Below are 12,607 nucleotides of genomic sequence, written 5' to 3' on the forward strand. Positions count from 1 at the left end.
GGAGCGGTCCGTCCGCCGGCATGCGAATGGGAGTGAGTCATGGAAGGCAGGCGAAAGATCATAGAAATCGACGAGGAGCGCTGCGACGGTTGCGGGCAATGCGTTGTGAAGTGCGCGGAAGGCGCAGTCGAGATCATCGACGGCAAAGCGAAGCTGATCAAGGATTCCTTTTGTGACGGGCTGGGGGCCTGTCTCGGGGAATGTCCGCGGGGCGCTCTGAAAATCGTGGAAAGGGAAGCCCCGGAATTCGATCCCGAAGCGGTGGAGCGGCACCTGGAGGAACGCGAGAAAAGGCGATCGGCCGCGGAACCCGCCATGGCCTGCGGCTGTCCTTCCAGCCAGATCAGGGTGTTCCAGGGACTCGCCTCGACCCCCCCGACCGCCGCGGAACCGGGAAACGCCGCGCCGTCGGCGCTGGCGCACTGGCCGGTCCAACTCAGGCTCGTGCCGCCCCAGGCGCCTTTCCTCAAGGATGCCGACCTGCTCGTTGTCGCCGACTGCGTGCCCGTGGCCCATCCCGACTTCCACCGGAAGTTCGTGGCGGGCAAGGTGGTTCTGCTCGGCTGTCCCAAGTTCGACAACGCGGCGGAATACGTGCAGAAATTCGAGCAGATTTTCCGGACCGCCAACATTCGTTCCGTCACGGTGCTCGATATGGAAGTGCCCTGCTGCTCGGCCATGCCCGTCATCGTGAAGAAGGGCATGGGAGCCTCCGGCAAGACCGTCCCCATGGAAGAGATCGTGGTGAGCGTGCGAGGCGAAGTGCTCAAAAGAAACGGCAAGGCGGCCTGAAACGGGGCGCCGACGATATCCGAGGCGGGCCGGGGCGTGATCGGGCGGATCACGGTCCGGCCGGTCACGCCACGGGGGCGGGGAAGAACCGCTTTGGCGGGTCTTGCGGTACTCGCCCCGGTCCGGGACTTCTCCGATTTCGGCAGGTTCTTTCATCCTCCACTATGATTCCCGATGAATAGTGCTTTTATTAATGAGACGACATCCACTATATAGATGATGTTCACGGTGGATTGGTCCGTCCAGGGAGGGGACTCCGCCAGTGCCCGCAGCCCGGGATGTCGGTCGGGGGCTTCGCCGGGGGAATGACGTCGCTCCCCGATTGTGTGTCCAGTCGTTCCGCCCGGTGGTCTGTCCGGAAGGTTGATTCATTGTTGGAGCTGTCAAGACAAATAAGGAGGGTGAACTTATGCGGAAAAGTCGCGCGGCAGGATTGCTGGTTTTGCTCGCGGTGGCGGTACTGGCGCTCGGAGGCTGCTCGCGAAGCGATGTGACGAGTGTCGAGGTGAACAAGGCCATAGCCGTGATGCATCCCACGGAAGGCAGCAAAGTCAAAGGCTTCGTCACCTTCACCAAGGAAAAGAACGGCATTCGCGTGGTGGCGCAATTCGAAGGACTGACACCCGGCCTGCACGGATTTCATATTCACGAATATGGCGACTGCAGCTCTCCGGATGCCGGATCGGCGGGCGGGCACTTCAACCCTGCGGGGGCGCCTCACGCGGCACCCACCGCAGAGAAGCACCACCTGGGGGATCTTGGAAATGTGGAAGCTCCCAAGAGCGGCCCGGCCAAATACGACAAGGTGTTCGATTTTCTTAAGTTCGAAGGGCCCTATTCGATCGTCGGCAGGGGCGTGGTCGTGCATGCCGATCCCGACGACTTCAAAACCCAGCCCACGGGCGGGGCAGGCGCTCGGGTGGCCTGCGGGGTGATCGGGGTCGCCAGGTAACGGATCGTTTCGGCTCGAAAGATCTCCTGTTGAAGACGGCCGGGCGGGAGAAAACCCCGCCGGCCGTCTTCCGCTCCGCGGATCGGGAGTTGCTTTACCGGGTCGGAAGGACAGGTTGCGGGGCTTGCTGTTCGTTGTCTTCCAAGCGCTCGACGAGTCTTCTCCCCTCCGCTTCATCCACAAAGGTCAAGACCGCCGCGCCGCCGAGGAACAATATGCCGACGGTGAGGATGGAAATGCGGGGGCTGCCGGTGACCAGGCTCGCCCATCCCATGAGCACGGGACCGATGACGGCTGCGAACTTGCCGAGCATGTTGTAGAAACCGAAGAATTCGCCCGATTGACTCTTGGGGATGATACGGGCGAAGAGCGAGCGGCTCAGCGACTGGATTCCTCCCTGCACGGTGGCGATGAGGACGGCTAGGATGTAGAACTCGATTTCGTTCTCCATGAAATAGCCCCACAAGGTGATCAGGAAGTACACCCCGATGCATATGAAGATGCCGTTCTTGGCGCCTATGCGTTCGCCGATCTTTCCGAATGCGATGGCGCAGGGGAAGGCCACGAACTGGGTGATGAGCAGGGCGAGAACGAGGCTCCGCGAGGAGAAGCCCAGCGAGAGGCCATAGTCGACCGCCATCCGGATGATCGTGGATGTGGCGTCGATGTAGAGCCAGTAACCGAGCAGGAACAGGATCACCACCCGGAAGCTTCGAATCCTGGCGACGCTGGCGCCCAGTTGCCGGAAACCTTCGCGCACGGCCTGAACGACCGAAGGGGTGACGGCATGCCGGGGTTCTTTCACGAAGACGAAAATCGGAACGGAAAAGACGGCCCACCAGACGGCCACCGAGACGAACGACAGGCGAACCGCCTCGCCAGGTCCAGCGAGGCCGAAAGTGCCCGGCGAGAGAGTCATCGCCACGTTCAGGGCGAAGAGCAGTCCGCCGCCGAGGTATCCGTAGGCGTAACCCAGGGCTGAAACGTAATCGAGCCGGGGATCGTCGGCAACGTTGACGATCAGGGAATCGTAGAACATGCACCCGCAGAAGAAACCGATGGAAGCGACCACGTATATGGCGGCCGCCAGTTCCCAGTTGCCCTTGCCGACGTGAAAGAGACAGCCGGTCATGAAAATTCCCAGGGCCGTGAAGAAGAACAGGAAGCGTTTGCGGGAATTCCCCCGGTCCGCGATGGCTCCGAGAATCGGGGTCAATGCCGCGACGATGACGCTGGACAGGGAATTGGCGGCGCCGAGATGGAACGTGCTCACCGAGGCGTCCGTCCCGGCACTCCAGTATTCCTTGAAGAACACCGGGAAAAACCCGGCCATCACCGTTGTGGCGAATGCCGAATTGGCCCAGTCGTAAAGAGCCCATGAGACAATCTTGCGGTCGCTTTTCATGTCCTCGTGTCCATTCGGCCGGCCGGGCGCCGATGTGTTCTGTTAAACGCCGTTTGCGGGCATCACTAATGCAGATAATCGGGAGCCTGTCAATCGGTGAACGTCGAAAGGCCGTGACGTTGGGGGCTCGACTGCGGGAATCGCGCCGCCGGAGGCGGCCCCGACTCTTTTTTTCACCCTTTCGGGCGGGCGGCGGGACAGTCCCTTGTACATTGTCCGCTTCCGGTCTTATCTTTACTGTTCGGCCATTGCTTTTGAGCACGAATCGGTCCAGTATGTTCGTGATCCCTTGCGACACTGCGCAGACGCTTCAAGGAAGGAAACGTGAATGAGCGCCAACGGCATGAGATATGACGTCAGTCTTCTGACCGATCAGGACATCTATCTTTTCAGGCAGGGAAATCATTTTCGGCTGTATGAGAAAATGGGGGCGCATCTCATGGAGATCGACGGCGTTTCGGGCACCCTGTTCGCCGTCTGGGCGCCCAACGCCGAGCAGGTTTCCGTCATTGGAGACTTCAACGGCTGGAACCGTGGAGCTCATCCCTTGAGGGTGAGGGAGGACAGCTCGGGGATATGGGAGGGGTTCGTCGCCGGAGTGAAGGCCGGAGACATTTACAAGTACCATATTGTTTCAAGGGAAAACGGATATCGGGTGGACAAGGGGGATCCGTTCGCGACCCACTGGGAAACCCCGCCGCGCACCGGTTCCATCGTGTGGGACAGCAGTTTTGCGTGGAACGACGGAGAATGGATGGAAAACCGGAAACGCAGCAATGCGCTCGACGCCCCCTGTTCGATCTACGAGGTTCATCTCGGCTCCTGGAGGCGGGTTCCCGAGCAGGACAACAGGTCCCTCAACTATCGCGAGATGGCGGAGGATCTGCCCGGATACTTGCGTGACATGGGATTCACCCACGTGGAATTCCTGCCGGTCATGGAGCACCCTTTCTACGGATCCTGGGGCTACCAGACGGTGGGGTACTTCGCGCCGACGTCGCGATACGGGACGCCCCAGGACTTCATGCACCTCGTCCAACGGCTGCACCAGGCCGGGATCGGGGTCATTCTGGACTGGGTCCCGTCGCATTTTCCCAGCGATGAGTACGGCCTGGTCTATTTCGACGGCACCTACCTCTTCGAGCATGCCGACCCGAAGAAGGGATATCATCCGGAGTGGAACAGCTACATATTCAATCACGGCAGGTACGAGGTCCGGTCGTTTCTGATCAGCAGCGCCATGTTCTGGCTGGACCGCTACCGGGTGGACGGTCTGCGCGTGGATGCCGTGGCCTCGATGCTCTACCTGGATTACGCCCGGCAGGATGGGGAATGGATCCCCAACGAGCACGGGGGCAAGGAGAACCTCGACGCCATATACTTCCTCAGACGATTCAACGAAATCGTCTACAGGGACTTCCCCGACTGCCAGACGATCGCCGAAGAGTCCACCTCCTGGCCCATGGTTTCCCGACCTTCCTATGCCGGCGGGCTGGGTTTCGGGATGAAATGGAACATGGGGTGGATGCACGACACCCTGGACTATTTTTCCAAGGAGTCCATTCATCGCAAATACCACCAGAACCAGCTCACGTTCAGCATCTGGTACGCATTCTACGAAAACTTCGTGCTTCCCCTGTCTCACGACGAGGTGGTCTACGGCAAGGGGTCCCTGCTGAACAAGATGCCGGGAGACGACTGGCAGAAATTCGCAAATTTGCGGCTTCTGTTCGGCTACATGTTCGGGCATCCCGGCAAGAAGCTGCTGTTCATGGGGGGGGAATTCGGACAGTGGGACGAATGGTACCATGAAAAAAGCCTCGACTGGAACCTGCTCGAACACCCGCCTCACCAGGGAATGCAGCAGTGGGTCCGGGACTTGAACCGCTTCTATCGCGGCGAACCGGCGATGCATGAGGTGGATTTCGAAAATCAGGGGTTCCAATGGATCGATTTTCGTGACGCGGATTCGAGTGTTTTGTCCTGGCTGCGGAAGGGTCGTAGCACAAAAGACATCGTCGTCGCGGCGGCGAATTTCACGCCGGTGCCCAGGGAAGGCTACCTGACGGGTGTGCCCCGGGGCGGCTTCTGGCGGGAGATGCTCAACAGCGATTCCGAAATATACGGCGGGGGAGGTCTCGGCAACGCGGGGGGACTCGAAGCCGCGCCTGTTCCGTGCCACGGGAGACCCTGGTCTCTTTCACTGGTCCTGCCGCCCCTGGGCGTGGTGTTCCTGAAGAGCGAAGGCACGAATTGACGTTCGGCCCGAAGAAGGCTTCCACGGGGGTGACCGCCGGAGCGGTCCCCATATCGCCCGATTCTTCCGTGTGAAGAACGGGGGGAATCTCATGACTCCAAGAAGCAGCGGGATACTCCTTCACCTCACATCGCTTCCGTCCGACCACGGCATAGGAGATATGGGCCGGGGCGCTTACGATTTCGTGGATTTTCTGAGCGATTCCGGGCAAAGCATCTGGCAGGTTCTGCCCATAGGGCCGTCGTCCGGGTTCTGCGGGAATTCCCCGTATTGCGGTTTTTCCGTCTTTGCGGGGAACCCCTTGCTGATCGGCCTCGATCTCCTGGTGGAGGACGGACTCCTCACCCGGGGGGAGATCGAAACCCGGCACCCGTTTGCATCGCGCTTGGTGGACTACGAAGCCGTCGAGCCCTTCAAAACCGCGCTGCTTCGGCGCGCCTTCGAAAAGTACCGGGAAAGGGCCGGAGCCGACGCGGAGTTTCAGCGGTTCTGTGCCGAGAACGCCGACTGGCTAGATGACTACGCATTGTTCACCAGCATCAGGGAACGGCTTTCGGGGGCCGGCTGGAGCGATTGGCCCGACGCTCTGAAGAACAGGGAGGAGGCCGCGCTGCGCAAGGCCGGGGAAGAACTGGCGGAGAGCGTTTTGCGGGAGAAATTCTGCCAGTACGTGTTCTTCACGCAGTGGACTTCTCTGAAGGCCTACTGCAAGAGCAAGGGGGGGCGGATTTTCGGCGACATCCCGATCTATGTGAGCCACGACAGCGCGGACGTCTGGGCGAACCCGGAGGTTTTCAAGCTTGACGCGCGGAAGAGACCGGCATTCGTGGCCGGCGTTCCGCCCGACTACTTCAGCAAGACCGGGCAGCTCTGGGGGAATCCGGTCTACTGCTGGGAAACCCTCAAGGACACGGATTTCAGTTGGTGGGTGAAACGCATGGCGTGGAACCTGCGCCTGTTCGACCTGGCCAGGCTGGATCATTTCCGGGGCTTCGTGGCCTACTGGGAAGTTGCGGCCGGGGAGAAGACGGCGCAGAACGGGCGATGGGTGGACGCTCCCGCGCGCGCGTTGTTCGACACGCTTTTGCGCCGATTCCCGAGGTTGCCGCTCGTCGCCGAGGATCTGGGGACCATTACGCCCGATGTTCGGGAAATCATCCGGCACTACGGTTTTCCCGGCATGAAGATCCTGCAGTTCGCGTTCGGAGGAGGCGGAGCCTCAAATCCTTATGTGCCTCACAATCACGTCAGAAATTGCATCGTATACACCGGGACGCACGACAACAACACGACCAGGGGATGGTTCGCTCACGACGCATCGGCGGCCGAGAAAAAGAGCCTCTTCCGATACCTTGGCCGCACCATCGAAGAAGACCGCGCTCACGAGGAGCTGATCAGGCTTGCGATGATGTCGGTGTGCGACGCCGCGATCATTCCCATGCAGGACCATCTGGGCCTGGGGGGGGATGCCCGCATGAATCTGCCGGCCGTGGCTTTTGGAAACTGGGCGTGGCGGCTCGAGGCCGAAAGCCTGACCCCGGCTCTGGCGGCCTCCATCCTGGAAGTCACCGAAACGTACGGGCGAACCCCCGGGGAGGGAATGACCGACTCCGATACGCAGCCGTCCGGGACCCATTCCTCCGAAACCGTGTGATTGCCTGTGGGAAGCCGTGTGACGGGGATTGTGCCGTTGAATCCGTATTGACCGCGTATTGGTTTCAGGATAGAGTATCCAATGGAATTCCTAGGGAGATCGAATCTCGCAAGAGGCTGCAAAAATGGTCATCGACAGTGATATCCTTGAGAAGACCTGCAAGGATATGATTGAAACGATCCTGTTCTGCCTGAGCGATGCGACGAAGGGCACGATCTATCGCATCGGCCCCATGCCGACGCTCCGGGCAGTTCGAATCACATCGGGCATTCGCGTCGAAGGTTCGGATGAGATTCAGTGGGGGTTGCCCGAGGTTTCCGACTACAATTCGCCCGGAAAAACCTGGGAGCAGTACAGGGACCGCCCGGGGCATGTGCTCGAGGCCATGGCCTGGTGCGTGGAAAAGGGCAAGAGCTGGACGGCGGACGATCCCTATCAGGACAATCGTAGCGTGAGGAAACAGCTCACGAACGAACCCGAGGACTACCATCACATGGAACCCGTCCTCATCAGCAAGTCCTACCTGTACGGGGATGATCTGCGCGGTCTCGACCTTCCCCGCGATCATGAAGGGAAGCCGATCTGGAAAGACTGCGAATTCGTGGTGGTCGCGGTGGTCAAGATTCACTTCCGATCCGATCGTATCCGGCGCGGCGACCGCTCCACCAAAATCATCAAGAAACTGTCCCGGACGCTCGGGACCGAGCTCCTGTCGCTCCATGTACGCGAAACCCTGTCGGAGGCTCAGAAAGAACTGGCCCGGCAGCGGTTGCAGAGCTGTAACGTGCTGGCCCACGAGCTCCGGAACACGCTGATCAAGCTGGGTTTCATCTTTTCCGCCATCAACGCCGAAATCAGTTACCTCCGCGAACAATGGGAGGCTGAACTGGAGAAGGCTTTCCCGGAGCTCGAAAGCAAGAAATCCATCCTCAGGCGCTTGAATGAGCTGGTTCGGCTCCAGCTGCCCCAGGTGAACGGCACGGGAAAGCTCGCGCAGATCGGCAGGGCGCTCCTGAGCGAGCAGGAGGAAATGGCCGGCCTGGCCCTCATGCCGCAGACCAGTGAGAAATGGCTGGAGAACAAGATCCGCCCCAAGTGGCGCAGGCTTTTGATGGAAAGTGATGCGTGGGCGGAAAGCCGAAGCGAGATTCAACGCCTGCTCGACAACTTGCAGAGAGCCATCTGGATGGGTACCGACAGCCGGTTGGCGTCAAAGGTGAATCATCTTCCCGAGGATCTGAAAGCGATTTGGCCCCGCCTGGCATACGTCGATTTCTCGGCGGACAAGCTGCCGGTACTCGATGAAATCCTGCAGTTCCTCGACCATCCCGCCTTGACGATTCCTCACAAGCAGCAGACCAGAAAGATCCTCACTTCCCTCAAAGCCCTGGCCGAAATGATCCCCGAGGTTGAAGAACGAGCCAACCGGATCATCCATTCCCTGAGAAACGGCAGTCTCCTCGAGGAAGCTTAGATACCATGCGGCATGCCCGTGCTTGCGGCGATCCCGGAGCCTGCGCGGAACCGGTCGAGCGCGCGGCAGTCGCCGGGGGGCGACATCCGCCGGGGCAAAGGGCGCGGTTAGAGCGGATTTCCACGTAATGCCAAAGGGTAGGCCGAAGGATAGCCTCGAGGTTCAATGGGAGGAATCTGCGGGCGGCGGCGCACCGGTATGACCAAGACGCGCCAGCGCGTTGCGCACTTCTTCGACGGATGCCTCGTCTTCCAGGGTCGTCAGGTCTCCGATATCCTTTCCCGAAGCGACTGCCTTGAGAACCCGGCGCATGATCTTGCCGCTTCTGGTCTTGGGGATGGAATCCACGAAATACATTTCGCCCGGGGCGGCCACGGGGCCGATCGTCTCCCGCAACAGGTCCGCAATCTCTTTTTTCAGCGCATCCGAAGGGGGGATGCCTTCCTTGAGGGTGACGAACAGCACGATCGTTTCACCCTTCAGCTCATCAGGCCTTCCGGTGACGCCCGCTTCTGCCACCGCGGGGTGGGCAATGGCGGCGTCTTCGATCTCCGCGGTTCCCAGTCGGTGTCCCGCCACCTTCAGGACTTCATCCGCCCTGCCCAGCAGCCAGAAGTAACCGTCCTCATCGCGCATGGCAAAATCCCCGGTATAGTAAGACCCGGGAAAGCGGGACCAGTAGGCTTCCCGGTAACGCGCGGGATCTTCGTAAACGTCGAGCAACATACCCGGCCAGGGTTTTCTGATGATCAGGTACCCGGTTTCGCCGGCTTCGAGCTCGTTGCCCCGGGCGTCCACCACGGCCACATCGACGCCCGGGAGGGGAAATGTCGCCGATCCCGGCTTGAGGGCGAGCGGGTCGATGCCCGGAGTGGGCGAAATCATGATGCCGCCCGTCTCCGTCTGCCACCACGTGTCAACAATGGGACAGCGCTCCCCTCCGATATGTCTGAAATACCAGTACCAGGCCTCCGGGTTGATGGGTTCCCCCACGCTGCCCAGGAGATTGAGACTGGACATGTCGTGCCTGGCCGGCCACTTCTCGCCGTGACGCATGAACATGCGGATGGCCGTGGGAGAAGTGTAGAAGATGCTGACTCCGTATTTCTCGATGATATCCCACCACCGATCGACCGCGGGATAGTCCGGAGCCCCCTCGTAGAGAACGACCGCCGCGCCGTGCGAGAGCGGGGCATAAACGATCTGGCTGTGCCCGGTAACCCAGCCCACGTCCGCGGTGCACCAGTAAACGGATTCCTCCCTGATGTCGAACACCCACTGGTAGGCGACGTAGTTGAACACCATGTAACCGCCGGTGCCGTGCACGATTCCCTTCGGCTTGCCGGTCGTTCCCGAAGTGTAGAGGACATAGAGCGGGTGGGATGATTCCACCGCGACGGGTTCCACGAACACATGAGCACCGGTCATGTCCTTGGAAAGCCAATGGTCGCGTCCTTCCCGCATGTGAATCGCCTGTCCCGTCCGCCGGACCACGATGACGTTTTCCACGCTGGGGCAGGCGGGAAGCGCCTGGTCCACGATATCCTTGAGGGGCACGATCTTTCCTCTGCGAAGGCCTCCGTCGGAGGTGACGATCACCTTGGCCCGGGTGTCTCCGATTCTGCCGCAGATCGCCTGCGCGCTGAAGCCCGAAAAGATGACCGTGTGCACGGCTCCGATTCGGGCACAGGCAAGCATCGCAACGGGAAGCTCAGGGATCATCGGAAGATAGAGGGCGACCCGGTCCCCTTTCGTCACGCCGAGGCTGAGGAGCATATGGGCGAAATGGTTGACCTCGCGGAAGAGCGTGGAATAACTCAGTACCCGGGTCTCTCCGTTCTCACCCTCCCAATAGATGGCCACCTTGCTTCGCCGCCATGTGTGAACATGCCTGTCGACGCATTGGTGGCAGGCGTTCAGCTTTCCACCGACGAACCACCGCCCGTAGGGTTCCTTCCACTCCAAGACGTGGTCCCATGTTTTTTGCCATTCAAGTTTTCTGGCCTGCTGATCCCAGAAGGCCTCCGGATCCTCTATGGAATCCCGATGCATCTTCGCGTATCGCTTCGAAGGCCAGACTCGAACTCCGGTTGAAATCGAACTTGCCCGATCGGGCCCGCGGATGTCATCCACCTCAACCCTCCTTGGCGGAATGTCCGGCCGGGGATGTCTACGATCCTCAGTGCCGTGCAAAGGTTCTCTTTCCGCCTTCAGGATTTCCGTCGTGAATGCGACAAGACCAGATAATTCTACCCGTTGGATTGGAAACCGTCGAGTGGGCGAAAGCATTGAAAACGGGTATTGGGCAATTCGACCGGAAGACAATGAAATGATTCGGGGAAGACGGACGGCAGCCGTGATCGAGCATCCGAGCGCAGGAGCTTCATGCCCCTTTGCTTCGCATGTTTCGCCGGATGGTGCTTGATGCGGACCCGCGTTCAGGACGAAAACATCGCGCGGGAGGGCGCGGAGCCCTCCCCTGCAATTTCGCGGACCGCGGGGAAGGAGTTATCCTCCCCGGCCTCGCCTTTCGCTGCTTCCTCACTCCTCGATCATGAACGCGAAAATGTGCCGGGAGCCGCTTTTTCCGCCCCGAACGTCCGTCACTAGCGCCTGTCGCCTCGCCCGCGATCCTCCAGAACATAGGTCACCGTAACCCGTTCGCTCGAGTCGGACGTCAGTTTCAACGACGGCGGCGTAAGCACCAGGGTGGTGTTCACGGTCCCGGACTTGCTCAGGTTGTCCAAACGAACGGGTGATGTGTAGATGGTCGTGACCTTCTCCAGGATCTTGCTGCCTCCGATCACCCTGACGGTTTCGGGCGACACGGTGGTTCGAACCATGACGAGGTTCTCCGGCAGCTTCCCGACCCAGTCCACCTGGAGGGGCAGTTCCCTGGTGGTGGGAACATCCAGGGTCACCTCGATGGTGGACGGCTGTATCTTGTTCAGCACCACACCGGGGGGCAGGACAATGTTGTCCTGAGTGAGAGGAATCACGTTCCGGCCTTCGGACGCTTTGCTCAAATCCAGCCGGACCTGGACCTGTCCCGACCGCAAAGATTTGACCAGGGCGCTGGACCCGTACAGCTGAAGCTTGGCTTCGTCCACCGAGGTGTCCAGGATCTCGAAATTCGGCGGTCGGTTCGCGTACTCGATGGGTACGTTCAACGCGATGATGGTGTCCTGGCTGCGGGTGAAGCCGAACCAGATCGCCGTCACGATCAGGAAGGACAGCACGGCTGCAACGGTCAGCCTGATCCGCTCCCGTTTCTTCCGGAGCCCGGGAGCGCCGTCCATGATGTTGAGGTGCCTGCGAAGTATCTGCAGAAGCTCTTCGGGTTGAGCCACAGGGCTGATCCGGTTGTCCTTGGCGACGGTCACCCGGCCGCGTTCCTCGGATACCGCCACCACGAGGGCGTCGCTGCGCTCCGCCAGGCCCGCGGCCGCACGGTGTCTCGTGCCGTAGTAGCTGGGAAGGTCCTGGCGTTGGGAGAGAGGCAGTAAAACCCCCACTTCCACGACCTGGCGCCCGCGGATGATGGCGGCTCCGTCATGGACCGGGTTCTTCGGCCAGAAAATGCTGAGCAGCATTTCCTGGGAGACCGTCCCGTTCCAGGGGATACCCCCGTGGATCGCCTCGGACAGGTCTTCCTTGCCCGGGAAAACGATCAAGGCCCCGATGCGCCGCTTTCCCATCTGGTACAGGCTGTCCACGATGATGTCGATGGGGGCCGCCTCCTCCCGGCTGGGGAAACCCCACAGGAAGGCCTTCAGGTTCCGGAGCTGAAGCGCGGAACGGATTTCGTTGCGGAACACCACGATGGTGATGATGGCCGCGGCGGCTGTAATGCCCTGTATGGCCGAGCTGGTGAGAATCAGACCGATGGAACCGGCGACCTCCTGCAGAATCCACAGCGAGGTGATGCCGACCAGCACCCCGAAAGCGTTTGTGCCCTGGAAGAGAATGTACACCCTCAGCAGGATGTAGCTGATGATGATGATGTCGACCGGATCCTGCCAGCGGATGCTCGAAAGAAATGCCAGGAACTTTGCCATAACGGATCAATCGTA

Annotated in this window: 8 protein-coding genes; 5 read left to right on the forward strand and 3 right to left on the reverse strand. The window is 60.5% G+C overall.

All coding sequences use genetic code 11. The annotated features are described in order from the left end of the window. The first annotated feature begins 39 nt into the window (after positions 1 to 39). Positions 40 to 792, forward strand: a complete 753-nt coding sequence (locus tag SFUM_RS17805) for an ATP-binding protein (protein ID WP_011700244.1) — start codon at positions 40 to 42, stop codon at positions 790 to 792. Positions 793 to 1,201: 409 nt separating this feature from the next. Then, a complete protein-coding gene (locus tag SFUM_RS17810) occupies positions 1,202 to 1,744 on the forward strand; it encodes a superoxide dismutase family protein (RefSeq protein WP_011700245.1) in 543 nt (180 codons plus the stop codon). A gap of 94 nt (positions 1,745 to 1,838) precedes the next feature. On the opposite strand, the gene SFUM_RS17815 is transcribed toward SFUM_RS17810, so the two are convergent. Further along, positions 1,839 to 3,149 (reverse strand): MFS transporter, encoded by a 1,311-nt coding sequence (locus tag SFUM_RS17815; RefSeq protein ID WP_011700246.1) that lies wholly within the window; start codon positions 3,147 to 3,149, stop codon positions 1,839 to 1,841. 328 nt (positions 3,150 to 3,477) lie between these two features. On the opposite strand from SFUM_RS17815, the gene glgB reads away from it, so the two are divergent. The 3 genes from glgB to SFUM_RS17830 all read left to right on the forward strand — a co-directional run bounded on the left by glgB (position 3,478) and on the right by SFUM_RS17830 (position 8,534). Continuing rightward, positions 3,478 to 5,406 carry a 1,4-alpha-glucan branching protein GlgB gene (glgB, locus tag SFUM_RS17820; protein WP_011700247.1) on the forward strand — a complete coding sequence of 643 codons (1,929 nt, stop codon included), beginning with the start codon at positions 3,478 to 3,480 and terminating at the stop codon, positions 5,404 to 5,406. A 91-nt stretch (positions 5,407 to 5,497) separates the two neighbouring features. Next, positions 5,498 to 7,060 carry a 4-alpha-glucanotransferase gene (malQ, locus tag SFUM_RS17825; RefSeq protein WP_011700248.1) on the forward strand — a complete coding sequence of 521 codons (1,563 nt, stop codon included), beginning with the start codon at positions 5,498 to 5,500 and terminating at the stop codon, positions 7,058 to 7,060. A gap of 124 nt (positions 7,061 to 7,184) precedes the next feature. Then, positions 7,185 to 8,534, forward strand: a complete 1,350-nt coding sequence (locus tag SFUM_RS17830) for a hypothetical protein (RefSeq protein WP_011700249.1) — start codon at positions 7,185 to 7,187, stop codon at positions 8,532 to 8,534. 162 nt (positions 8,535 to 8,696) lie between these two features. On the opposite strand, the gene acs is transcribed toward SFUM_RS17830, so the two are convergent. Then, positions 8,697 to 10,667, reverse strand: a complete 1,971-nt coding sequence (gene acs / locus SFUM_RS17835; RefSeq protein ID WP_011700250.1) for an acetate--CoA ligase — start codon at positions 10,665 to 10,667, stop codon at positions 8,697 to 8,699. A 473-nt stretch (positions 10,668 to 11,140) separates the two neighbouring features. Beyond that, positions 11,141 to 12,592 (reverse strand): diadenylate cyclase, encoded by a 1,452-nt coding sequence (locus SFUM_RS17845; RefSeq protein ID WP_011700251.1) that lies wholly within the window; start codon positions 12,590 to 12,592, stop codon positions 11,141 to 11,143. Positions 12,593 to 12,607 lie beyond the last annotated feature (15 nt).

The sequence above is a fragment of the Syntrophobacter fumaroxidans MPOB genome (assembly GCF_000014965.1).
Lineage (GTDB): Bacteria > Desulfobacterota > Syntrophobacteria > Syntrophobacterales > Syntrophobacteraceae > Syntrophobacter > Syntrophobacter fumaroxidans.